Origin of the sequence: Thermovenabulum sp. (genome assembly GCF_049701175.1) — a bacterium.
Lineage (GTDB): Bacteria > Bacillota > Thermosediminibacteria > Thermosediminibacterales > Thermosediminibacteraceae > Thermovenabulum.
Genome location: NZ_JBNATW010000032.1, coordinates 1 through 24,482, shown reverse-complemented (window position 1 = coordinate 24,482; position 24,482 = coordinate 1). Strand labels below are relative to the sequence as shown.

The 24,482-nt window shown below is 35.8% G+C and carries 18 protein-coding genes, 1 pseudogene and 1 other annotated feature; of the genes and pseudogenes, 3 read left to right on the top strand and 16 right to left on the bottom strand.

Annotated elements, in window-relative coordinates; all coding sequences use genetic code 11:
• Positions 1-231 precede the first annotated feature (231 nt).
• The 5 genes and pseudogenes from ACPLVF_RS10210 to ACPLVF_RS10190 all read right to left on the bottom strand — a co-directional run.
• Positions 232-411, bottom strand: a pseudogene (locus ACPLVF_RS10210) (IS3 family transposase); the annotation flags it as partial.
• Positions 412-673: 262 nt separating this feature from the next.
• A complete protein-coding gene (gene carB, locus ACPLVF_RS10205) occupies positions 674-3,847 on the bottom strand; it encodes a carbamoyl-phosphate synthase large subunit (RefSeq protein WP_424907736.1) in 3,174 nt (1,057 codons plus the stop codon).
• A complete protein-coding gene (carA, locus tag ACPLVF_RS10200) occupies positions 3,834-4,934 on the bottom strand; it encodes a glutamine-hydrolyzing carbamoyl-phosphate synthase small subunit (protein ID WP_424907735.1) in 1,101 nt (366 codons plus the stop codon). Before carA ends, carB begins: the two co-directional genes overlap by 14 nt.
• Positions 4,935-5,122: 188 nt before the next feature.
• Entirely contained in the window at positions 5,123-6,763 is a 1,641-nt protein-coding gene (locus tag ACPLVF_RS10195; RefSeq protein ID WP_424907734.1) for an acyl-CoA dehydratase activase, read from the bottom strand.
• Between the two features lie 24 nt (positions 6,764-6,787).
• Entirely contained in the window at positions 6,788-8,038 is a 1,251-nt protein-coding gene (locus ACPLVF_RS10190) for a 2-hydroxyacyl-CoA dehydratase subunit D (protein WP_424907733.1), read from the bottom strand.
• A 365-nt stretch (positions 8,039-8,403) separates the two neighbouring features.
• On the opposite strand from ACPLVF_RS10190, the gene hypD reads away from it, so the two are divergent.
• Both hypD and ACPLVF_RS10180 read left to right on the top strand, forming a co-directional pair.
• Positions 8,404-10,839, top strand: coding sequence for a trans-4-hydroxy-L-proline dehydratase (gene hypD, locus ACPLVF_RS10185; RefSeq protein ID WP_424907732.1), 2,436 nt, complete (start codon positions 8,404-8,406; stop codon positions 10,837-10,839).
• Between the two features lie 28 nt (positions 10,840-10,867).
• On the top strand, positions 10,868-11,776 hold the full coding sequence (locus tag ACPLVF_RS10180) for a glycyl-radical enzyme activating protein (RefSeq protein WP_424907731.1): 909 nt from the start codon (positions 10,868-10,870) through the stop codon (positions 11,774-11,776).
• 52 nt (positions 11,777-11,828) lie between these two features.
• On the opposite strand, the gene ACPLVF_RS10175 is transcribed toward ACPLVF_RS10180, so the two are convergent.
• On the bottom strand, positions 11,829-13,184 hold the full coding sequence (locus tag ACPLVF_RS10175; protein ID WP_424907730.1) for an MATE family efflux transporter: 1,356 nt from the start codon (positions 13,182-13,184) through the stop codon (positions 11,829-11,831).
• A gap of 208 nt (positions 13,185-13,392) precedes the next feature.
• Here ACPLVF_RS10175 and ACPLVF_RS10170 point away from each other — a divergent pair, with 208 nt between their 5' ends.
• A complete protein-coding gene (locus ACPLVF_RS10170) occupies positions 13,393-13,758 on the top strand; it encodes a zinc ribbon domain-containing protein (protein ID WP_424907729.1) in 366 nt (121 codons plus the stop codon).
• Here ACPLVF_RS10170 and dapB read toward each other — a convergent pair.
• The 10 genes from dapB to ilvC form a co-directional block, all read right to left on the bottom strand.
• Entirely contained in the window at positions 13,750-14,490 is a 741-nt protein-coding gene (dapB, locus tag ACPLVF_RS10165) for a 4-hydroxy-tetrahydrodipicolinate reductase (RefSeq protein WP_424907728.1), read from the bottom strand. The genes ACPLVF_RS10170 and dapB overlap by 9 nt on opposite strands.
• Positions 14,491-14,606: 116 nt before the next feature.
• Positions 14,607-14,810 carry a hypothetical protein gene (locus ACPLVF_RS10160; protein WP_424907727.1) on the bottom strand — a complete coding sequence of 68 codons (204 nt, stop codon included), beginning with the start codon at positions 14,808-14,810 and terminating at the stop codon, positions 14,607-14,609.
• Between the two features lie 51 nt (positions 14,811-14,861).
• Positions 14,862-15,860: a biotin--[acetyl-CoA-carboxylase] ligase gene (locus ACPLVF_RS10155; protein WP_424907726.1), complete on the bottom strand. Its 999-nt coding sequence runs from the start codon at positions 15,858-15,860 to the stop codon at positions 14,862-14,864.
• A gap of 125 nt (positions 15,861-15,985) precedes the next feature.
• Entirely contained in the window at positions 15,986-16,423 is a 438-nt protein-coding gene (locus tag ACPLVF_RS10150; protein WP_424907725.1) for an OsmC family protein, read from the bottom strand.
• A gap of 274 nt (positions 16,424-16,697) precedes the next feature.
• Positions 16,698-17,177, bottom strand: coding sequence for a macro domain-containing protein (locus ACPLVF_RS10145; protein ID WP_424907724.1), 480 nt, complete (start codon positions 17,175-17,177; stop codon positions 16,698-16,700).
• A 15-nt stretch (positions 17,178-17,192) separates the two neighbouring features.
• Entirely contained in the window at positions 17,193-17,516 is a 324-nt protein-coding gene (locus ACPLVF_RS10140; protein ID WP_424907723.1) for a hypothetical protein, read from the bottom strand.
• Positions 17,517-17,616: 100 nt separating this feature from the next.
• Complete coding sequence (locus ACPLVF_RS10135) at positions 17,617-20,262, bottom strand: calcium-translocating P-type ATPase, SERCA-type (protein ID WP_424907722.1); 2,646 nt, start codon at positions 20,260-20,262, stop codon at positions 17,617-17,619.
• Between the two features lie 122 nt (positions 20,263-20,384).
• Positions 20,385-21,263: a branched-chain-amino-acid transaminase gene (ilvE, locus tag ACPLVF_RS10130; RefSeq protein WP_424907721.1), complete on the bottom strand. Its 879-nt coding sequence runs from the start codon at positions 21,261-21,263 to the stop codon at positions 20,385-20,387.
• Positions 21,264-21,296: 33 nt separating this feature from the next.
• Positions 21,297-22,973, bottom strand: coding sequence for a biosynthetic-type acetolactate synthase large subunit (ilvB, locus tag ACPLVF_RS10125; RefSeq protein ID WP_424907720.1), 1,677 nt, complete (start codon positions 22,971-22,973; stop codon positions 21,297-21,299).
• A 15-nt stretch (positions 22,974-22,988) separates the two neighbouring features.
• On the bottom strand, positions 22,989-23,981 hold the full coding sequence (ilvC, locus tag ACPLVF_RS10120) for a ketol-acid reductoisomerase (RefSeq protein ID WP_424907719.1): 993 nt from the start codon (positions 23,979-23,981) through the stop codon (positions 22,989-22,991).
• A 70-nt stretch (positions 23,982-24,051) separates the two neighbouring features.
• Positions 24,052-24,265, bottom strand: a binding site (T-box leader).
• Between the last annotated feature and the right edge of the window lie 217 nt (positions 24,266-24,482).

The window sequence follows — 24,482 nt, the reverse complement described above, 5'->3', positions numbered from 1 at the left end:
TTGAATGCCCTAAAATCGGTATTTCATCTGTTTCTCTAATCATCGCAATTCACTCATTTTCAAATCTCTGCGGCTTAACCTCTTAATTTCGGACAATTTGACTTGAAAACTGATTAATTTGCAGGTGAGCATAAACGGCTGCCTCCCCAAAGGGTCCCCTCAATTTATCCCTCACACACCCCTTGACCTCTGTCGCAAGCATCGGTATTTAATTTTTTAGGTCAAAGGAAACTATACAAGTATTTCAGTCGGTGAAATACCTCTTAATAGAGATTTTTTGTAATATTCATTGGAGCTAAAATAATTGATGACGGACTGAATTCGAGTTTCGTTATAAAATTTCATAAATTCAGATACTACTCTATAAGCCTCTGCAAATGTTTTAAATTCATGACGTGATAAACACTCATCTTCAAGTTTGCCGGCGTAACGATGCTCCCTTCAATGTCATAACAGTATCAAAGGCACTGCAGGAAAGGCTAAAGTTGATTTGAGGCAGTGATTACGCAGTTTCGAACTATTTTTCGTGGACGTTTTATTTTTATACAAGGGAGGTGTATAAAATCATCCGTTAAAAATATACTTCTCAAGAGAAGATATTACTTCATGAGGTTAAAGCATTTTTAATACTCCTTATCCAAAATAAATATTTTATTATTAGCTTTTTAAACTCCTAAACACATAAAAGGCTAACCGGTTTTAAAGTAACAGCTTCTAATGCTTGATATAGGGCTTCAGCCGTATCTAAGGAAGTAATACATAAAATACCGCTTTCAGTAGCTGCCCTCCTAATTTTAAACCCATCCCTTTCCGGTGTTTTACCTTTTGTAAGGGTATTTATTACTATCTGAACCCTCCCTTCCCTAATATAGCCTAAAATATTTGGTTCTTTCTCATAAGCCTTATTAACCTTTTCTGAAGGTATTTTAGCTTTTTCAAGGGCTCTTGCAGTCCCTTCAGTGGCTATTATCGAAAAACCTAACTCATAGAACTTCCTCAAAAGTTTTATTGCCTCTTTTTTGTCTTTATCGGCAATTGTTGCAAGAATAACCCCTCGTTCAGGTATTCTCACCCCTGTAGCTAAAAATGCTTTATATAAGGCTTTTTCAAAGCTTTTATCTATTCCTATAACTTCTCCCGTTGATTTCATTTCCGGTCCTAAGGAAGGCTCCACCTTCTTCAATTTTGAGAAGGAAAACACAGGCATTTTTACCGCCGTGATCCCTTCCTGCTTGTAAAGACCTCCCCTTAACCCTAAATCCTTCAACCTCTTCCCCAATGCTACCCTTGCTGCTATCTCTGCTATCGGTAAATTCGTTATCTTGCTTAAAAACGGCACTGTCCTGCTGGAACGTGGATTAACCTCTATTACATAAACCTCGTCTTTTTCTACTACAAACTGAATGTTTATTAACCCTTTTATTTTTAATGCTTTGGATATTTTTTCTGTATAATCTACTACCTTGTTGATAATCTCCTTTTTCAAATTTCTGGGTGGGCAAACCGCTATGCTATCACCTGAATGAATCCCTGCCCTTTCTATGTGTTCCATTATCCCCGGTATCAATACCTCTTCTCCATCTGAAACCGCATCTACTTCCACTTCTTTACCAGAAATGTATTTGTCAATTAATATCGGTTTTTCCTCAGAGGCTTCTATAGCTTTCCCCAAGTACTCTTCCAATTCTTCCATGCTATAAATAATTTCCATTGCTCTACCGCCAAGAACATAAGAAGGCCTTATCAGCACCGGAAATCCCAATTTTAAAGCTATATTCGCTGCCTCATCCTTACTTTTTACCGCTACCCCCGGAGGCCTTTTAATTTTTAATTCTTCAAGAAGGTTATCAAATTTTTCCCTGTCCTCAGCAATATCTATGGATTCAACAGATGTCCCAAATATCTTTACATTGTTCTTCGCCAATTTCTCTGCCAAGTTAACTGCAGTCTGTCCGCCAAACTGTAATAGCACACCATCAGGATTTTCGTTTTCAATAACCGAAAGGACATCCTCTATATAAAGAGGTTCAAAATACAATCTATCAGCTAAGGTAAAATCGGTGCTTACAGTCTCAGGATTATTGTTAATAATTACGGTTTTATAGCCCTCTTTTTTTGCTCCGTTTACTGCGTGAACACTGCAGTAATCAAATTCTATTCCCTGGCCTATTCGAATTGGCCCTGAACCTATTACGACAACTTTTTTGTCTTTTATCGGCAATGCTTCGTTTTCTTCTCCGTAACTTGAGTAAAAATAGGGTGTAAAGGCTTGAAATTCTCCCGCACAGGTATCTACCATTTTATATGAGGGTTTTAGTTCTTTTGTTAGCTCCTTTATCTCTTCTTCTTTTTTTTCTAAAATCTCGGCTATCAATTTGTCGGGAAAACCCATCATTTTTGCCTTTTTTACAGTCTCTTCATTTGGCCTTTCTTTTAATTCTTTTTCTATTTCTACTATGTTGTTAATTTTATCTATGAAGTAGCGATCTATTTTGCTTTCTTTTGAAATAATATCTGGATCAATACCTCTTCTCAATCCTTCTGCTATTGCAAATAATCTCTTGTCCGTGGGTATTCTTATCATGGATAATAAATCTTCATTGCCAATATTTTTATACTCCGAGAGTCGAAGCCCTAAATATCCTTGTTCTAAAGACCTTATGGCTTTCATTAAAGCGCTTTCGAAACTTCTCCCTATCGCCATTACTTCTCCTGTTGCCTTCATCTGCGTGTTTAATGTCCTGTCCGCATTTTCAAATTTATCAAAGGGAAATCTCGGGATTTTTACAACCACGTAATCAAGGGCTGGTTCAAAAAACGCGGTTTTACTCGTTATTGGGTTTTTAAGTTCATCTAAGGTATACCCTAAGGCTATTTTCGCCGCTATTTTAGCTATTGGATATCCTGTGGCTTTTGAAGCAAGAGCACTGGACCTTGATACCCTCGGGTTTACTTCAATTACATAGTATTTTCCGCTTTCTTTATCAATGGCAAATTGGATATTACATCCCCCTTCTACTTTGAGGGCATTTATTATCTTTATCGCTGCACTTCTCAGCACATGGTATTCCTTATCCGTTAAGGTAAGACTTGGCGCTACTACAATGCTGTCTCCTGTATGAACTCCTACAGGATCGATATTTTCCATATTGCAAACCGTGATGCACTGCCCTTTTTTATCCCTTATAACCTCGTATTCTATCTCTTTCATCCCAAGCAAACTTTTCTCTACTAAAACCTGCTTTATTCTGCTATATGAAAGCCCTAATTTCGTAATTTCTATTAGCTCCCTTTCGTTGTGGGCAATCCCCCCGCCCGTCCCTCCTAAGGTATAGGCTGGTCTTATAATCAGCGGAAATCCATGTTGTTTTGCAAATTCTAAAGCTTCATCTTCATCTTTAACAATCCTACTTTCAGGTACCGGCTCCCCTATCCTCAACATAAGTTCTTTAAAAAGTTTCCTATCTTCTGCTTTTTTTATCGCAGTTATAGGTGTACCCAGAAGCCTTACCTTTTCTCTCTTTAATATCCCGCTTTCGTAAAGCTCCGCAGCAAGGTTTAAACCCGCCTGACCACCTAAGGTAGGAAGAATACCGTCCGGTTTCTCAAGTTTTATTATCTTCTCTGCAAAGTAAAGATTAATCGGTTCCATATAAACTTTATCAGCTATATTTGGGTCCGTCATAATCGTTGCAGGATTGCTGTTTAAAAGTACTACTTCTATACCCTCTTCTTTTAATGCAAGACACCCTTGAGTCCCTGAATAGTCAAATTCCGCCGCCTGACCTATAACAATCGGCCCAGAGCCTATAATAAGCACTTTTTTAATATTTTTATCTTTTGGCATTTGTTTCACCCTCGGTCATTAGATTTATAAATACATCAAACAAATATTCTGTATCATTTGGACCAGGACATGCCTCAGGATGAAACTGCACCGAAAAAGCTTTGCTATTTTTGTCTTCAATCCCTTCGACAGTTCCATCATTTGCATTAATATGAGTCACTTTTACATTTCTTCTTAAACTTTTTTCATCTACAGCAAAACCATGATTTTGCGTGGTTATAAAGGCTCTTTTTGTTTTTAAATCTATGACAGGATGATTTGCCCCTCGATGACCAAATTTTAACTTGTATGTTTCTCCTCCTAATGCAAGGGATAACAGCTGATGCCCAAGGCATATCCCAAATACGGGTATTTTACCAATAAGATTTTCTATCGTTTTTATTGCAAATTCTGCTTTTTTGGGATCTCCAGGACCATTAGATAAAATTAAACCATCAATATTCTCACTTAAAATTTCATTAAAAGAAGTATATGCAGGGAAGAGAACAACTTCGCATCCTCTCTTTGTTAATGCATTAATAATCCCTTTTTTAACCCCAAAGTCTAATATCCCTATTCTTAAAAAATTTTTATTTTTGCTTTGATTTGCAGGTTTAAAAATTCTCTTATATGGGGTTGTAACTTCTTTAATTAAATCTTCCTCCTCAATCTTAGGAACTTTTCTTAAGTAGTCCAAAAGCTCATTTTTGCTAAGTTCTGTTGAGATAACTGCCCTCATAACCCCGTAACTTCTGAGCTTTAAAGTAATTGCTCGTGTATCTATATTTGCTATCAAGGTTATATTGTTTTTTTCTAAATAATTTATTAAATTTTCAATTTTCGATTGTCTTAAATTTATAATTTCTTTTGCTACTATACCTCTTGTAAAAATTTTTTCTGATTCCTGAAATTCATTAAATATACCGTAGTTGCCTATTAAGGGAAAGGTAAACATAACAATCTGGCCTGCATAGGATGGATCGGTTAAAACTTCCTGATAGCCCGTCATCCCTGTAGTAAATACAAGTTCGCCAAAACTCGTCCCGCCTTTTCCATAACCTACTCCTTCATACACTGAACCGTCCTCTAATGCCAATAAGGCTTTCATGATAAACACCTCTTTTTGTCGTCACATTTGTTTTATAATTATACATTTTTTTGTTTATTTATGCAATATTCCCCACGAAATATTATGAACAACTGTCCCTTGACAATTTAATTAGGCTAAGTTGACAAAAAAAACCTCCTTTTCCTTGGTTGCTTACAAAGAGCAATACCAAAAAGAAAAGGAGGTTTTTATTTTTCTAATAAATCGCATTTGCCTTCAAGGGAAATTAATGCTGCTCCAAGTGCCCCGATAATCTGAGGTTCAAATGGGATTATAAGTTTTTCACCGAGCCTGCTTTCGATTGCGTAAACTACTCCCTGATTTTTTGCTACGCCTCCTGTCATCATGTATTTTCCTTTTCGCCCTATTCTGTCGACCAGGGAAACTGCTTTTGAAGCAACGGCTTTATTGAGGGCATGTATTATATCCCTTTGGTCCTTATTTTGCGCAATAAGAGATATTACTTCTGATTCTGCAAATACAGTACACATACTGGTAATTGTGATATTTTCTTTTGCTTCCTTATGTACTTTTGCCATTTCTTCTATTGAAATACCTAAAGTCCTTGCCATTACTTCTAGAAATCGGCCTGTCCCAGCTGAACATTTATCATTCATTACAAAATCAATGACATTGCCGCTGTCATCCAGCCTTATCACTTTGCTGTCCTGTCCGCCTATATCTATAACAGTTCTAACAGTGTTGTCTATAAAAAATGCGCCTTTGCCGTGACAGGTAATTTCGGTTACAATTCTATCTGCAAAGGGAATGCTTACTCTTCCATATCCTGTCGCTACTATTGATGTGATATCCTTTTCTTTAAGTCCTGCATTGTTTAAAGCTATTTCAAAAGCTTTAAAAGCACTTTCAAGAGCCTTAGGGCCTGTCGGAATAATGGAATATGATATTATGTTTTTATTTTGGTCGATTATGACCGCATTTGTAGAAGTAGAACCGCTGTCAATTCCTGCAAAATAGCCTTTTCTGGCTTCCTGTTTTTCAATTTTTTTAATGCCGGCTGATTCGAAAAACGCATCTACCCTTGTTAAAATCTGCCCGCTGTTTGAATCAGTATAGTCAGTTTCAATTTTTAAGAGGGGAATATCCACTTTGTTTTTGAGTTCAGCATACTCATAGGAATAAAAATCACAGAACTTTATGGTGTTATATATTATTCCCTTGAATTCTTTTTTGATTAACTTGCTTCGATCTTCTGCCATTCTCATACATGGTGTTAAATTGAGAAGCGATTCCGCGTAGCTTTTTAATAAATTATCTTTTGCTTCAATATTGAATATTCTTTCTTCCCTGGTGCATGTAAAGTTTATTATATTTACTGTGCAGGAATTTTTAATTTTTTCTATAACATCATCTTTGAGCCTCGCACCAAATATAGCGATGCTTCCAGAAGGTTCTTCTTTCTTTTTAAAGGATTTATCTTTTAAAATTTTCAATAAATTTTCTTTAGTAAAACTCTTGTTTTTAAATACTTTATACGCATCTATAAATTTAGTTATTTCATTGTAAAAAAGATCTATTGCAAAAGGATCTTTTTTTCTGGGCAGGTCCAGTATATAGATAAATTTTACTTTATCTTTTAATACGTCATAAAGTCTTCTTATGCTGTCACAGCAGCTGGTCAATACAACTTCTTGAATATTATTTTCAATAATATTTTCTAAGACTCCTTTCATGAAACTGCACATATTTGAATGAATCAGGGCTTCAGCGCGCTCCTGAGACTTACATCCTGAATCAAGCCTTACCGGTTCTTCTCCAAAGGCTTCGATTATTTCTACGGGTGTGTATTTACAGACGTATCCTATCAAGTTTTCACCCCCTGAAGGGTTTTGCTAGAGCATTTCAAGAAAGGCTTCGAGCCTCGTCCTGTTCTGCCCTTCCTGATTATTTCTTTTATCTACACAGTCGCCATCCAAATAAAGGAACGGGATACCCATTTTTTTAGCAAGATTTTTAATTATAAATGTTCCGCCTATGGACTGCTTGCAGCCCAGGTTGCAGAACTGTATAATGCCGTCGGGTTTTATTTTTTCTATCAGTTCCTTAATTCTTGTAACTTTTCTATTTATTTCGCCATTAAAAGAGGTTAAAATAAGCTTTTCAGCGATTCCCCTGAAGGGGTCCTTTTCGTCGATTTCGCCAAGAAAATCATAATTTAAATCGCTGCCAGCAATATAGAATTTATCACTGAAGTTAAAATAATCTTTGAAATTTTTCTCAAACATGGGAAGGAGGTGGACAAAAAATATGCCTTTTCCCCTTCTTTCGGGAGCTCTTTTTATATCGTCAACCAGTATCTCATAAAAATTTAGTATCTCCCTGCTTCCGATAAACACATGAGATGCAAAGAGCATATACATTTCAAAAGTCATAGTAGTTAAAAGGATTCTCTCTCCCGTATAATTTAAATACTCATTCATAAGTGTTCTTGTCTTATTTTCTGTTTTTACAACTTCCCTCAATTTATCAATATCAAGTCTTCTCTTAAAAACTTCTTCAAGTTTTTTTGCCATTTCTAAAAGCTGGTTTTTCACATAAATTACGGCTTCCTTAGAATATTTATAGGGAATATCGATTATATAAAGGGGAACCTTTAATTTTCTTGAAAGATACCTGAAGGTAGGTATATTTGCATCGCAGATCATGGAAGTAGTAATCATAAATTCGGGTTTTCTGAGAATGTTAAGCTCATTTGCCCCTATAAAAGTTTTATGGTAGCTGCATAAAGTATTTGATATACCCCTTGATTCAGCAATATCGATTAGATAATCTTCAATAAAGAAACCCGACATGAAAGAAGAGTATGCTTCAATAAATAAGGGTTTTATATCCATGGCGATTAAAAATTCACAGGGAGAAAAAAGGTTTACCCAGGCAGAATTTTGAGGATTTTCTAGTGAATCTTTTATACTTTTTATGCAGTACTTATTTAGGTAATGAAGGGATTTTGGAATCCTTTTGTCTTTGAAAAAGCTCACGTAATAGTAAGCAATAGTAAGGCCTAAATTTATTAGTTTACTTACTTTTTCCGGTTTATCCATATTTCTCTTTATAATATTGGTGTAAATCCTTACTGTATCCATTTTATCACTACCCCGTGAACCGCTTTTTCATGCCTTTATTGCGCCTTCCATCCCCTTCCTATTTTACACCATTCAATATTGCAGAAGATATAGCAGCCATTCTTTTAGCCACCTTCCTTTTCTGATTACCTTATTAATTTTATCTTATCATCAATCAAAAGGCACATCAATCCTATATGTTCGTCTCATTTTTTATATTAAAATATCATTTTTAATATTATGTCCCTATTTTGGTATAATTAGTTGGTATTAAAATTCTTTAAAATCACTGTTTTTTTAACCTTTTTTATTGGCACAATTTTTGCTTAAAAATTATTTAAGGTTAATATTTTTTAAATAAAACCGATTTTGCGGAGGGGATTTTTATGTGTGCTATTGCAAAAGAAAAAATAGAAAAAGAGATTCAAAAAAGAAGGTCAGCAGTAAGACCCATTAATGAAAGAATTGCAAAGCTAAGGAAAGAAAGCGTCGAATCGGAAGTTAAAATTTCTTCGGAAAGGGCAAAAATAATAACCGAATTTTATAAAAGCGATTTAGCCAAAGGAAAATCTTTCCCTGTACTTAGAGCATTAGCTTTCAAATATTTAATGGAGCGGGTCAGCCTCCCAGTTGAAGAAGGTCAATTAATCGTAGGTTTAAGGGGTACTGGACCCAAGGAGGTTCCTACAAATCCGGAAATCTGTGTTCACAGCATGGAGGATTTAGAGATTTTAAATTCGAGAGAAAATATGCCTTACAGGGTTGATGAAGAAACTAAAGAACTATACAAAAATGAGATAATTCCCTTTTGGAAAGGTAAAACCATGAGGGAAATAATCTTTGAAAATCTGCCTCAAGAATGGATTGAAGCTTATAATGCAGGATTGTGGACGGAATTTATGGAGCAAAGGGCTCCCGGACATACTGCTGGTGGTGACAGAATATTTAAAAAAGGCCTTCTCGATATAAAAGAAGAAATAAAGATTAAAATGCAGGAACTCGATTCCAGTGACCCCGAATATTACGATAAAATGGAAGAATTAAAAGCTATGGATATTGCGGCAGATGCACTTATTATTTATGCAAGACGTTATGCTGAAAAACTGCAAAAAATGGCTGAAGAAGAAAAGGACGAAAGGAGAAAAGAAGAGTTAAAACAAATGGCAGAAATTTGCAGTTGGGTTCCAGCACATGCTCCAAGAAATTTTTGGGAAGCTCTTCAGCATTACTGGTTTATCCATGTAGGTATTGTGTATGAAACAAACCCTTGGGACTCTTTTAATCCAGGACGTATTGATCAACATTTATACCCTTACTACGAAAAAGACATAAAAGAAGGAAGGCTGACAAGGGAAAGAGCAAAAGAGCTATTAGAAGCCTTCTGGATAAAAATAAACAATCAACCTGCCGTTCCAAAGGTTGGTGTAACCGCTGAAGAAAGCTTTACTTACAATGATTTTACCAAGATTAATGTGGGTGGTTTAAAAGAAGATGGATCCGATGGAGTAAACGAAATATCGTATATGGTGCTTGAGGTTTTAGACGAAATAAGAACATTACAGCCCAATACGGCTGTTTTAATCAGCAACAAAAACCCCGATCGATTTTTAACAAGCGCGTTAAAAGTAATTGCTCCTGGCTACGGTGAACCTCCCTTCTTCAATTTTGATGGAGTAATAGTAAAAATGCTGAGACAGGGAAAAAGACTTGAAGACGCTCGCACAAGTGGAGTAAGCGGTTGTGTTGAATCAGGCGCCTTTGGAAAAGAAGCATATATCTTAACCGGTTATTTTAACTTCCCAAAAATCCTTGAGATAACCCTAAATAACGGAATAGACCCAAGAACAGGTAAAAAACTCGGCATAGAAACAGGAGACCCGAAGGATTTTAAAACCTATGAGGAACTCTTTGAAGCATTTTTAAAACAAGTAAAGCATTTCATGGACATAAAAATGAAAGGAAACGATATTATAGAATCCCTTTATGCAAAGTATCTCCCCGTACCCTTTATGTCGCTTTGGATTGACGACTGTGTGAAAAACGCTAAGGATTACAATGGAGGAGGAGCAAGATACAATACCCAGTATATCCAGGTTGTCGGTTTAGGAACCGTATCCTCTGCCCTTTCCGCTATAAAATACCATGTTTTTGATAAAAACAACATAACCATGAGTGAGTTACTTGAAGCAATGCAAAACAACTTTGAAGGAAAATATGAAATAATAAGGCAAATGCTTTTGAATAAGACTCCTTTTTACGGAAACGATGAAGATTATGCAGATGTAATAGCAAAGGATTTTGTAGACAAAATTGTAGACATGATAGAAAGCTATCCACCTACTCCCATAAGAAAAGCATCAAGAAGGGCTTACTTTTTACCGACAACAGTCCACGTATACTTCGGTGCGGTAACGGGGGCTACACCAGACGGTAGAAAAGCAGGTTTCCCTGTTTCCGAAGGCATTTCCCCTGTCCAAGGTAGTGATAAAAAGGGAATAGCTGCCGTATTTAGATCAGTATCAAAGTGCGATTGGGATAAAACCGGTGGTGCTTTGCTCAATCAAAAGTTGACCCCAGACCTCTTGGATAGCGAAGAAAATATTAAGAATCTTGCTCAACTCATAAGGACTTTCTTCAGAATGGGAGGACATCATGTACAATTCACTGTAGTAAGTGCAGAACTGCTTCGTGAAGCCCAAACCCGTCCTCAAGATTTCCAAGATTTAATGGTCAGGGTAGCAGGCTATAGCGACTACTTTGTAAACTTGCCCAAGGGATTACAGGAAGAAATAATAGCAAGGACCGAGCACAAAGAGCTCTAATCTCACTTTGCTTTATGGAGGTAAATTTATGCATGAAGGTATTATATTTGACATAAAAAGGTATGCCATTCACGACGGTCCAGGCATCAGGACAACGGTTTTTTTTAAAAAGTGCCCGTTAAGCTGCTGGTGGTGCCATAACCCTGAAGGTATTTCACCATTAAAAGAGCTCATGTATTTTGAATATAAATGCCTGCACTGTAAAACTTGCAAGTACGTTTGTCCGGTAAAAGCAATCTCCTTTGACGAAGGGGTTCAAAAAATAAACCGCGAAGCCTGCAATGGATGTGGAATATGTTCTGAGGCTTGCCCTACCGGTGCTTTAAGGCTTGTAGGAAAAAGCATCACAGTTGAGGAGCTTATTAACGAAATTGAAAAAGATATACTACTGTACGATGCTTCAGGAGGAGGGGTCACCTTTTCCGGAGGGGAACCCCTCTCTCAACCTAGTTTCTTAATCGAGGTATTAAAAGAATGCAAAAAAAGGTATTTACACACCGCATTAGATACATCTGGCTATGCCCAAAAAGATATTTTTGAATCCATTATGGATTACATTGATATATTCCTTTTTGATTTGAAGTTATACGATGAGGAGGAACATATAAAATATACCGGTGTTTCCAATAAACTGATTAAAGATAATTTAATGTTATTGGTGGAAAAAGGCAGAGGCAAAGATGTAATTCTGCGTTTTCCCGTAATAACCGGTATTACCGATACCGATAAAAATATTGATGGTTTAGTTAGCTTCGTAGCTTCATTAAAAGGCATAAGCGAAATTGATATATTACCCTTTCACGATATTAGCGAAAAATACCATAGATTGGGCAAAAATTATAAAATGCCTACAAGTAAAGCACCTTCAGAAGAAAGATTAAGATATATCAAAGAAAGATTTGAAAAAATTGGCCTATATGTGAAAATTGGTGGATAAACGATTACACATAAAAAATTCCTCAAAGGTTTTCAAGCCTTTGAGGAATTTTTTATAATTTTATCTTTTTCCATTCACCCTTTTTAAATAAGGCGTACATAAACAAAGCCTCAAAAAAATACTGAATCACCGTTGAGACCCAGACAAATTTAAGACCTTTTTTAAACACAAAAACTACTAAAAATATCAGTGGAAGTCTTATAAGCCATGTGCTTATTAACACAACCTTAAAAGGCCCCTGCGTGTTGCCTGCTCCTTTTAAAGCACCTGACAAGGTCATAGAAATTGCTATAGTTGTTTGCTCAAAAGCCCCAATCTTAATGCATGAGGCTGCAAGTTCTTCAACTTCTGGAATATCCGTAAAAAAATTAATTATCTTCTCAGGGAAAAAGAAAAATATTATTCCCACCATGCTCATTAAAGCTGCTGCAAGTTTTGTAGACTCTATACTCCCTATTTCAGCTCTTCTCTCATCTTTTGCTCCAAGGCTTTGCCCGACTATGGTGGATGCAGCTACCGAAAAAGCATAGCCCGGCATAAAAGATATGGATTCTGCACTAACAGAAACCTGGTGGGCAGCATAGGATAATGTACCTAACCTATTTAACCACTGTGTAGAAATTAGCCTGCTGACATTAAAGGATATTTCTTCAAAGGATGCAGGAATACTTAAAGTGATTAATTTTTTAATAACATCAAAATCCAATTTTTTAATATGCTTAAATTCTAATTTTAGCTTCCCCCTGCCCCAAAATAAATAAATAATTGTAATTAAAAAACACAATACCTGTGCAAAGACTGTCGCAACAGCAGCTCCCTTCACTTCCCACCTTGGAAAGCCAAAATTTCCGAATATTAATAAATAATCTCCCACTATATTTACAGTATTTGCAACAGCTACAGAAAGCATTGGCACTATAGTATTTCCAGCTCCTCGTAATGCTGAATTCAAAACCATTGCAACGATATAAAAAGCCGCCCCGAGAGAAGCTATTTTTAAATATACCACTCCCAGTTCTACTACTTTATTATCTTTTGTAAATAACAACAATAAGTTTTCAGCAAATATGTAATTTATTAAAAAAATTAATACACCTAAAATCAACGAAATAATAAAGGATTGTCCCGCTATAAAACCAGCCTTTTCTTCTTCCTTACTTCCTATATACCTTGCTACCATAGCGGTTGTCCCAACACCCAATGCACCAAATATAAAAGCACTGCTGTAAGCTAATTGGCTCCCCAAACCCACAGCACTTAAAGCCTCTGCACTTAAATGTCCCACCATAGCGGTATCTACCACCCAAATAATTGTCCCTGACAACATTTCCAAAACTATGGGCCATGCAAGTTTTAATATTTCTTTTCTAACTGCGATTGTCTCCCTATTTTTTGCAACCAAGGCCATAGAAATGCCCCCAATATTTAATCAATTCAAAAGATGACATGTATTATAATTATACAATAAAAAAGGCAGGGTAAAAATCCCTGCTTTACTTTTTCTGGGTTTTGGAGTATTTTTTATAAAAAAATTAAAAATTCCTCAAACGGCCTTTTAAAAAAACAGAAAAACTACTAAAATATAAACCAGAATATATCAGAACAGGAGGAAGTATATGTTTTTTTTCGGTATATTTGGAATCCAAGATAAAGAAAGAACCTTAAAAGAATTTGAAAGCGTAATTTGCCCCCGCTGCGGAAGATTAACCAGAGCAGAACTCATAGAAATTTACACTTACTTTCATTTCTTTTTTATACCCCTTTTTCAATGGAACAGAAGATACTACGTATCATTAAGATGCTGTAAAACCCTTTATGAAGTGCCTTATGATTATGCTATTGAACTAAAGCAGAGTCCAACAATAGATTTTTCAAGGCTTAGAGAATTAACATCCTTTAGCTCAAATATTTGTCCCCGTTGCGGAAGCATTATTAATCCTAATTTCAACTACTGCCCATTTTGCGGTGAAAGGTTAAACTAAATCCTTCATTGTATAAAAACCCGGAGCTTTACTAACAATAAATCTAACAGCTTTCAATGCTCCTCTTGCCAAAACAGCTCTTGATGTAACGGTATGAATAAGCTCAATGGTTTCATCTTCACCTGCAATTATTACCCTGTGTTCCCCTACTAAATTGCCGGCGCGGACGGAGTGTATTCCTATTTCGTTTTTGTCCCGTTTTTTCCTTTTGTCTACCCGTGAATATATATACTCACAATCTTCCTTTATCTCTTTTACCGCATCAGCAATCATTAGAGCTGTTCCGCTCGGCGCGTCTATTTTTTGGTTATGGTGCCTTTCTACTATCTCTACATCGTAGTCTTTAAGAACTTCAACAGCTTTCTTGACAAGGTTTACCAATAAAAATACACCCACGGACATATTTGATGACACAAAAACAGGGACATTTTTTGAAAGCTCCCTTAACATTTCGTAGTGTTTTTCTTCCAATCCCGTAGTACCTACTACAAGGGAAATACCCCTTTCTTTTGCATAACTGCAAAGACTTTCCAATGCGGAAGGATGAGAAAAATCTAATATAACATCCGCCCTGTCAGTAATTTTAAAAATATTGTCGAAAATTGGAAATTCTGCACTTCCTGGATTTTTATCAACTCCGGCAATTATTTTCAGATCATCAGTCCCTTTTACGATTTCCGAAATAGTCCTCCCCATTTTGCCGTTAGCACCGTTTAAAATAATATTTATCACCTAAAAATCCTCCTTTAATTTAATTTTCAATATTAATTATATTTTTTAGTACTACATATTATAAACAAAATCCCTGCAGCAGTCTACCGCAGGGATGACAATTTCTTAATTAAAACCTACTTGATCATGTAATAAAAAGTTTCCAATTCTTCGTTGTTAGCACGAGGTAGTTTCACCTGAAGTTCGTGAATAACTTCATCATCTACCTTAATAAATTTATCGCCCAACATCCTTGAACAAATATTTATACTTGCAAGAGAATTTTTATGGTGCTTTATAAAGTCAATTATTTCCTCAATAGTTTTTTCTCTATCGTGCATAAATGTAAACACCTCCACTATTATTGTAAATAAATAATTTTTTTTTATGCTCTACCTTAACGAAACATCACCGCTTAATATTCTTTCAAAAGTTCCATCATCTTTTTTAATTAGTAGCGCTCCAAACTCATCTATATCACAAGCCTCGCCTTCAACCTCAAAATTTTTCCCTATTATCCTTACCTTTCTTCCAAGCGTACAGTTTAAGTTCTTCCATTCCTTTAAAACTTCAGAAAAATTGCCTTTCTCAAGCTCGCTGTAATACAATTCAAAGCCCTTTAAAAAGGTTAATAAAAGAGGCACCCTTTCTATGTATTCATTTTTAATTAAGTACAAAGAGGTTGCAATGTCTTCTAATTCCTCAGGAAAACTTTTGGTGTTTACATTTATGCCAATACCAACAACAACATGATTTATTTTATCCATTTCTGCGCTAATTTCAGTTAAAATTCCTGCCAATTTCTTTTCTTTGTATAAAATATCATTGGGCCATTTTATGGCACAATTTACACCTTGCTCCCTTATAGCTTTTGCACAAGCAACAGCTGTTATCAATGTTATCTTAGGAGCTTCCTCAGGAGTTAAACTTGGTCTCAAAATTATTGAAAGCCATATACCTTGTTTATCTGGAGATTCCCATTTTCTACCTAATCTTCCCTTACCTTTTGTCTGTTTTTCAGATAATACCAAAGTGCCATGGGGAGCTCCTTCTAAAGCTAAAATTTTGGCCTTTTCATTTGTAGAACCAATGGTATCAAAATAATATATTTTGCTTCCTAAAAATTTTATATTATCATCCTTCCATATTTCTTCAGGAATAAATAAATCAGGTGAGTTCTTTAAGCAATACCCAAGCCTTGGCACCGAATCTATTTCATACCCCAACTTTTTAAATACGTTGATATGTTTCCAAATAGCTGTCCTTGTAACTTTTAGTTTTTCACTTAACTCTTCTCCGGACACATAATTGCCCTTATTTTTGAGAAGATATAGGAGAATCTCATTTTTATTTTCTTTATCCTGAGCTTTTATTAATATTTCTTCTTCCATTACCATCACCTTACTTTATTAAAATTAAAAATAATCCTACCACTATTCTATATTTAAAGCAACTAAAATGAAAGGGTAAATTCAAAAGCGGCTGCCGAAAATAAACTCAGCAGCCGCTTTAAAATTTACCCTATTACAAGATCGCCTTTAACCGGAACACCCTGAAGAGTATCTTTTACAGGGCATCTTTCTTCAATCAGATGATAAAGTTTCTTTATGTTTTCTTCAGGTGAATCCGAAATAATGTGCATTTTATACCTGATTTCAGAAAACCCTTTTCTAACATTGGGATTTTTTCCCATAAAGCCATCGGGATCAAGGTCTCCTTCAAGTTCAACCGAAAATCCCTTCAATTCTACACCGCACATAGGAGCAAAGGCACTTGCCACAATTCCCATACATCCGCCAAGAGAGCAAAGGAGCATTTCTACAGGATTCATTGCGGTATTCGTGCCACCCAATTCCTTTGGTTCATCAACCGTTACTTTGAATCCCCTTGCCTCACCTTCAACAACCATACCGCTTTTCCAAGTTGCATTTGCTTTAAAAGTTACTATCGGCATTTTATCCTATACCTCCTTTAAAATATTTTGTTTGAATTAAATAAAAGCAATTTTTGTGCCAATTTTAACAAAGGCTATTTTTAAGGCTTTGCAGAGTTTTTATAAAAAAATAATACGTTTTTGTCAATTATTTTAGATAGTAGTTGTATAAATTTATAAACACTTCTGGCATATTTTTTATAGTTTTATATCCTTTGTTTTTACACTTTTCACCCTTTATTATTCCCCTAAATATCATTCCTTAAAAGCAAAAAAACCGCATTAAAAAATGCGGTTAATTAGCATTAATGTAATTTATAAAATCCTCATTGATATCCATTACAGTTATTTCAATATCCTCAACTTTACTTAAAACCTCTTTAAAGACCTCTGCAACTTCCCTTTTTGGAACCCCTCCAACGCCAGTAGCGAGAGCCGGAATCACCATTGATTTTACCTTCATTTCACGGGCTTTTTTAAGAAGATTATCCAAACATTTTCTTACAATTTCGATATTTGATTTCTCAGCAGGGTATTTCATCGTAACAGCATGGAAAACATATTTAGCATTTAAATTCCCTGCTGTTGTTATATATACATCACCTGGTTTCGGATCCATTTTTTTACAAACTTCTATTGCTTCTTCCTCAATTATCTTTCCACCTGCTTTTTTAATAGCAAGTGCTACACCACCGCCCATAGGGCCTATACCGTTTGCAGCATTTACAATAACATCTGCCGCTGCTTTTGTAATATCCCCGACAACAGCTTTCATTCCCTATCCCTTCTTTTACATCCCACAGGAGGATTCTACTTTTTCCATGCTTAGTTCTTCATATTTTTTTCTCCAATAGTCCAATCTCATTCTCATTTCTTTAACCAGCCTCTTATCTTCCTCAGTGTAAAACCCACTTTCAACTTTTTCTTCAGCATGTTTTACAGCTTCATCGTATGTTTCCAAAGCTTTTTTAAATAGTCCTTCAGCAAAAATACCCCTTTCTCTTTCGTGAGGCCATGGAGATTTTTTAGTGTCTCTAATTAATACCTTCAATAAATCGAAAAACTTTTCTCCTTCTGTATAAAGGTTTATAGAAAATTCTAAGTCTTTTAACATATACATCCCTCCCGGGTGCTTTTAATTATATTAATTCCACAAAACTATGAAAATTCCTTCTGATTTTAAAATTTATTTTGTCGAACAAGGTAAATTTTGGTTAAATGATGGTTCCCAATGCCGAAACCGTAATTATAAATATCCAGACTCTATAATCTAAGGGGACCGTGTGGAAAATACCCTGCAACCTTGGAACATAAATCGTAAGCAGAAATACAGCAAAGGAAATTAATACCGATAACAACAAGTATATATTGGTAAAAAAACTTTTTACAGTAATTCCCTTTTCTTCATTCCTGCATTCAAAAGCAAAGATTAGCTGTGATACAATCAAAGTGGCATAAGCTAACGTCCTCGAGTAAATAAGATCTCCCGAAGAAAGATACATTCCAAAAATATAGGATACTATTGTAGCTATGCCGATTTTAAGCCCTCTTAAAAGAATCTTTTTTTCAAGACCTCCGGAAAAAATGTCCTCCTTTTTTCTTCTTGGGCTTTTTTTCATTACATCCTCAATTGGAGGATCAACACCCAGTGCCATTGCAGGAAGTCCATCGGTTACCAGATTCATTAACAGTATCTGCGTCGGAAATAGTGGCAAAGGTAATCCCAGAATAATCGCAAATATCATAGTTAAAACCTCTCCCGTATTGCAGGAGAGCAAATACCTTATAAATTTTTTAATGTTTTCATAAATAATCCTTCCTTCTTCTACTGCATTTACAATACTTTTAAAATTATCATCCATTAAAATCATGGCCGAAGCTTCTTTTGTCACATCAGTCCCCGAAATGCCCATGGAAATTCCTATATCTGCTTCTTTTATTGCAGGTGCATCATTAACCCCATCACCGGTCATTGCTACTACATGTCCTTTCTTTTTTAGCATCCTCACTATTCGGAGTTTATGCTGAGGCGATACCCTTGCATAAACCGCTACATCATCTATCATTTCTTCAAATGCATCATCTGATATCCTGTCAAGTTCTTCTCCGGTTATTATTTTACCCCCCTTTTTCAATAAACCTATTTCCTTAGCTATAGCCCATGCCGTAGATTTATGATCTCCCGTAATCATCACCGGTTTAATTCCCGCACTAAAACATTTATTTATTGCTTCCAGTACTTCTTTCCTGGGAGGATCTATCATACCCATTAAACCTACAAATATTAAATCCTTTTCCAGGTACCCTTTTTTAATTTCATTTAAACCTACATATTTATAAGCAAATGCAAGTACCCTTAACGCCTCCCTTCCCATATCTTCATTAACTTTCATTATTTTTCCCTTTTCCTCATCACCGAGAATTGTTACATTTCCCCCATTATAAATGTGAGTACAAAAGTTAATTAATACTTCAGGAGCTCCCTTTGTGAAAAGTAAAAGTTCTCCCCTTCTTGTTTTTACCAAAACTGACATTCTTTTTCTATCCGAACTAAAGGGAATTTCCTTTATCCTCATGAATTTTTCATCTACTTCCTCTTTAATAACCCCAGCCTTTAATCCCGCAACGATAAGCGCCGCTTCCGTAGAATCTCCGTAAATGGTCAATTCCCTTTTGCGAAAGTCCATTAAGTTTAATAGAAAATTTGACGTTTCTTTCTCTTTTATGTAAGCATTGTTGCAAGCTACAGCTATTTCCATTAATCTCCTTAATTCTTCGTTATTTCTAAGGATGCCCCCATCGCTTCTTACAATTTCTCCATCAGGCCGATATCCCGTTCCTGTTACCATATACATCTGATTATTCGCATATATCTTCCTTACTGTCATTTTATTTTCAGTAAGAGTTCCCGTTTTATCGCTACAAATTACAGTAGCACAGCCCAATGTTTCTACTGCAGGCAATCGCCTTATCAATGCATTTTTCTTTGCCATTCTCTGTACTCCCAACGCGAGGACTATTGTAACTACCGCAGGTAAACCTTCAGGAATGGCAGCAACTGCAAGGCTTACACCAAATAAAAACATATTATTTACACTTTCTCCCCGTAAAACTCCAATAATGGAAACTACAACACATATTGCAGAACAAACTATTATTAGTTTTTCACCTAATACTTCCAACTTTTTTTGAAGAGGTGTTTTTTTATCCTCAATATTTTCAATAATATTAGCGATTTTCCCCATTTCCGTATTCATACCAATTTCGGTAATGAGGATTTTCGCCCTCCCCGCTACAACCATTGTTCCCATAAATACCATGTCTTTTCTATGAATTTTTAATCCTTTGCCATCTATGTCAACAATGCTTTTTTCTACAGGTAGTGACTCTCCTGTAAGCAGTGATTCGTCTACCAATAAACTTTCGCATTCCAATATTTTGCCATCTGCTGGCACCCTATCTCCAGTCTCCAATAATACAACATCTCCAGGTACAACATCCTTGGCAGGAATTATTTTTATTTCACCTTCTCTTAATACCTTTGCAGTAGGTGCAGCAAATTCCTTTAATTTTTCTAATGATTTTTCAGCCTTATATTCCTGAACAAAGCCCATTATCCCATTTATAAGTATTATTATAAAAATTGCTATAGCATCGGTTGCTTCCCCTAAAACATATGAGACAACTAAGGACCCAAACAGTATAAAGGATATTAAATTATTGTATTGGTTTAAAAAGATAAATACGGGATTAAATTTCTTTTTCTCTTTAATTTCATTTTTTCCAAATAATCTTTTTTTAACCATTACTTCCCTATTTGTTAGACCTTTTTTTAAATCAATTTGAAGAGAATTTTGCACAATACATACCCCCCACAAACAGCTACATTAAAAAATTATTCTAAAGTAATGATCATTATGTCATTTAAAACCATATATTTTTAACAAAAAAAATAGCTCCGTTTTTCGGAGCCATTGTAATTTTAATTGTAAATAGGTGTACCCTCGTTTTCTATATATTCTTTAAAATCATTTAATAATCTTTTTGTTATAGGCCCTGGTTTACCATTACCGATAGGCCTTCCGTCTAACTTAACTACAGGAATTACTTCCGCAGCAGTACCAGTTAGGAAGCATTCATCCGCTGAAAAAATTTCGTATCTTGTAAATACTTTTTCTTCAACGTTGATACCCTGTTTTCTTGCAAGTTCAATAATAACATTTCGGGTTATTCCCACCAATATGCCCACGTAGGGAGGAGGTGTAATTAATTTTCCATCCTTTACAATAAATATATTATCGCCCGTACATTCTGCTACATAATCTTCAGTGTTTAAAATCAAGGCTTCCAGTGCACCGTAGAGATTCGCTTCTATTTTTGCCAATATATTATTCAAATAATTAAGGGATTTTATCTGAGGGTTGACACCTTCTGCAGGGTTCCTTCTAACTGCAGAAGTGATAATCTCAAGGCCTTCCTCATACATTTTTTCAGGATATAGAGTAATTTTATCAGCAATACAAATTATAGTTGGCTCTTTGCATTTTTTAGGATCAAGTCCAAGGTCCCCTTCTCCCCTTGATACAACTAATCTAATATAGGCATCCTTTAGGTTATTTCTTCTTAATGTTTCCAAAACAACCTCGGTCATTTCCTCTTTACTTAATGGGATATTAAGAAGTAAAGCATTTGCCCCATTGTAAAGCCTATCTATATGTTCCTTTAATTTAAACACCCTGCCGTTATATGCCCTAATTCCTTCAAAAACACCGTCACCGTATAAAAACCCGTGATCAAAAACCGAAATTTTGGCATCTTCTTTGGAATAAAATTTTCCATTTATATAAATCTGAATACTCATCCTAATCCCCCTTATTCTTAAAGTTGAAAACAATCATACTCCCAGCATATTGTAGATTGGTTCTCCAGCAGGAACCATAGGCATTACGTTTTCATCTTTATCAATTAAAGCTTCTATTACGGTAGGTTTTCCCGATTCAATGGCATCGTTTATGGCTTTTTCAACTTCTTCTTTTTCTTTTATTCTAACAGCATTACACCCACACCCTAAGGCTATTTTTACGTAGTCGGGTTCTTCAGATAGCATTGTATGAGAATACCTTTTACCGTAAAACAGCTCCTGCCATTGCCTTACCATACCCAAACTCCTGTTGTTGAAAATCACGACTATTATCGGAATATTATAACGTGCAGCTGTAATAAGTTCATGAAAGTTCATTTCAAAACTTCCATCACCAGCAATATTAAATACTATTTTTTCAGGCCTCCCTAACTTTGCTCCTATTGCTGCTGGCAAACCAAAACCCATAGTTCCAAGCCCACCTGAGGTAATGAAACTCCGCGGCTCTTTGAATTTATAGTATTGAGCAGCCCACATTTGATGCTGACCTACTTCTGTAGCAATTATAGCTTCTCCTTTTGTAATTTCATAAATTTTTTCAATTATATATTGAGGCTTAAAACCCTTTCCATTATAATTAAGAGGGTATTTGTCTTTTAAAAAAGCTACCTCTTCAAGCCATTCTTTCAAATACTTTTTAGATACTTTTTTTAATAACTTAGGCAAGACCTCCTTCAAATCACCTTTAATAGGAAGGTCTGCTTTTTTATTTTTGCCAAGTTCGGCTTGGTCTATATCTATGTGGATGATTTTAGCCTTTTTTGCAAATTCGCTTCCCTTACCTATAACTCTATCATCAAATCTCGCACCAAGGGCTATCAATAAATCACACTCCGAAACCGCAAGATTAGCATAAGCAGTGCCGTGCATACCAAGCATACCTAAAAAGTTAGGATGATAGGGAGGAAAAGAGCCTAACCCCATCAAAGTTACAGTTACAGGAGCAGATATTTTTTCCGAAAGCTCCAGAACTTCTTGCCATGCTTTTGAATTAATTACTCCTCCGCCCGCATAAATCAACGGTTTCTTTGCCTCTTCAATCATTTGTGCAGCTTTATTTATTTTTTCTTCTAAATCAGGATTTGCCTGGTATTTTTTTTCAAAGGAATTAATAAAACCATTAATTTCTTTATCAACTTTGCTTAAATCTACTTCTGATGCCATCACATCTTTGGGTAGATCTACCACAACCGGACCGGGTCTTCCCGTTGATGCTATAATAAATGCTTCTTTTACCTTTTTTACTATTTTATCCTTTTCCCTTATAATGAAACTGTGCTTTGTTATAGGAAGGGTTACACCTGTAATATCAACTTCTTGAAAGGAATCCCTACCGAGAAGTGATAAAGGCACTTGGCCTGTAAAGGCTACAATAGGGACTGAGTCCATATACGCAGTCGCGATTCCCGTAACAAGGTTTGTAGCACCCGGTCCAGATGTACTTAATACGACACCTACCTTTCCCGTCGCCCTTGCATAACCGTCAGCTGCATGAGCAGCCCCCTGTTCATGAACAGTTCTAATATGTTTTATTTTTTTATTTTTATACAATGCATCGTATATTGGTAGTGCAGATCCCCCCGGAAAACCGAAGATCACTTCTACTCCCAGTTCTTCCAGTGTAGAAAGCAATAAATCCGCTCCGGTCATTATTTCACCTCAAATTTATTTTTTAAGCCAGGGCATCATCTTCCTAAGCTCTTCACCCACTTTTTCAATAGGATGCTGAGCCTCTTTTTCTAATATTGTTTTATAAACAGGTCTTCCCGTTTGATTTTCTAAAATCCATCTTTTTGCAAATTCCCCATTCTGAATCTCGTTTAAGACTTTTTTCATCTCCTTTCTGACTTCTTCGTTTATAATTCTTTTACCTACAGTAATATCTCCGTATTTTGCCGTATCGCTAATCGAATAGCGCATCCATTTTATTCCACCTTCATATATTAAATCCACAATCAGCTTCATCTCATTTAAACATTCAAAATAAGCAATTTCCGGCTGGTAACCAGCTTCTACCAGAGTCTCAAATCCTGCTTTAATAAGCTCGGTAAGACCTCCGCATAGTACACATTGCTCTCCGAAAAGGTCCGTTTCGGTCTCTTCTGCAAAAGTGGTCTCAATAACACCCGCTCTCGTTGCACCAATACCCTTCGCATAGGCTAACGCGATTTCCTTAGCTTTTTTTGTATAGTCATTGTGTACTGCAACCAATGCTGGAACTCCAAAACCCTGTTGATACATCCTCCTTACAATGTGTCCCGGCCCCTTAGGAGCTACCATGAAAACATCTACATTTTGTGGAGGCACAATTTGATAAAAACGGATATTGAATCCATGAGCAAAAGCCAACGCTTTCCCTTCAGTCAAATTCGCTTTTATATACCTTTCGTAAATCTCAGGCTGAGTATGGTCGGGAGTAAGGAGCATTATTATATCGGCTTTTTTTGCAGCATTTTCAACGGTATCCACAGTTAAACCGTCTTCTTTGGCTTTTTCCCATGATTTACTGCCCTCATATAAACCAACAATGACGTTTACATTGCTGTCCTTCAAATTTAAAGCGTGAGCATGTCCTTGACTGCCATAACCAATCACTGCAACAGTTTTGCCTTCCAATAATTTTAAATCAGCGTCATTATCATAATATAACTTTGCCATAAAAATCCTCCTCTTTCTTTTTTTTTTAATTCTATGTAAAAAATAAATCCCCTCGTCCTGAGAAAAAGATCCCAGGGACGAGGGGAGTTTTACCCCGTGGTACCACCCTGATTTGCCAAAAATTCAAGGCCTCATTTTATTAACGCCAAATGCGTCTGATGCTACTCTTTTTTCGCATCAGCTGCTCCGGAGCGATAGAAAAATAATGACCCGTACCGGCTCTCACCTTACCCGGCTCTCTTATAACGGTATCAATTATTTTTCTTCTCCTTCATAGCATTTTAAAATATTAAATTTTTAATATTGTATCTTATAATTTTATAAAAATACCAGCGATTTGTATCGCTGGATATTCTTATAATTTAAGAAGTATTTTACATCCCATATATAAATATGTCAAGGGGTTTTTATAAAAAAATGTTGTATTTCTGTGATAATGTCATATTAAGAGTGAATTGCGATGATCAGAGAAGCAGATGAAATACCGATTTTAGGGCATTC

What these genes read in the sequence shown, in the direction of transcription:
- carB (WP_424907736.1), bottom strand. Translation starts at nt 3,847, where the DNA reads ATGCCAAAAGATAAAAATATTAAAAAAGTGCTTATTATAGGCTCTGGG.
- carA (WP_424907735.1), bottom strand. Translation starts at nt 4,934, where the DNA reads ATGAAAGCCTTATTGGCATTAGAGGACGGTTCAGTGTATGAAGGAGTA.
- ACPLVF_RS10190 (WP_424907733.1), bottom strand. Translation starts at nt 8,038, where the DNA reads ATGGATACAGTAAGGATTTACACCAATATTATAAAGAGAAATATGGAT.
- hypD (WP_424907732.1), top strand. Translation starts at nt 8,404, where the DNA reads ATGTGTGCTATTGCAAAAGAAAAAATAGAAAAAGAGATTCAAAAAAGA.
- ACPLVF_RS10180 (WP_424907731.1), top strand. Translation starts at nt 10,868, where the DNA reads ATGCATGAAGGTATTATATTTGACATAAAAAGGTATGCCATTCACGAC.
- ACPLVF_RS10175 (WP_424907730.1), bottom strand. Translation starts at nt 13,184, where the DNA reads ATGGCCTTGGTTGCAAAAAATAGGGAGACAATCGCAGTTAGAAAAGAA.
- ACPLVF_RS10170 (WP_424907729.1), top strand. Translation starts at nt 13,393, where the DNA reads ATGTTTTTTTTCGGTATATTTGGAATCCAAGATAAAGAAAGAACCTTA.
- ACPLVF_RS10160 (WP_424907727.1), bottom strand. Translation starts at nt 14,810, where the DNA reads ATGCACGATAGAGAAAAAACTATTGAGGAAATAATTGACTTTATAAAG.
- ACPLVF_RS10155 (WP_424907726.1), bottom strand. Translation starts at nt 15,860, where the DNA reads ATGGAAGAAGAAATATTAATAAAAGCTCAGGATAAAGAAAATAAAAAT.
- ACPLVF_RS10150 (WP_424907725.1), bottom strand. Translation starts at nt 16,423, where the DNA reads ATGCCGATAGTAACTTTTAAAGCAAATGCAACTTGGAAAAGCGGTATG.
- ACPLVF_RS10145 (WP_424907724.1), bottom strand. Translation starts at nt 17,177, where the DNA reads ATGAAAGCTGTTGTCGGGGATATTACAAAAGCAGCGGCAGATGTTATT.
- ACPLVF_RS10140 (WP_424907723.1), bottom strand. Translation starts at nt 17,516, where the DNA reads ATGTTAAAAGACTTAGAATTTTCTATAAACCTTTATACAGAAGGAGAA.
- ilvE (WP_424907721.1), bottom strand. Translation starts at nt 21,263, where the DNA reads ATGAGTATTCAGATTTATATAAATGGAAAATTTTATTCCAAAGAAGAT.
- ilvB (WP_424907720.1), bottom strand. Translation starts at nt 22,973, where the DNA reads ATGACCGGAGCGGATTTATTGCTTTCTACACTGGAAGAACTGGGAGTA.
- ilvC (WP_424907719.1), bottom strand. Translation starts at nt 23,981, where the DNA reads ATGGCAAAGTTATATTATGATAATGACGCTGATTTAAAATTATTGGAA.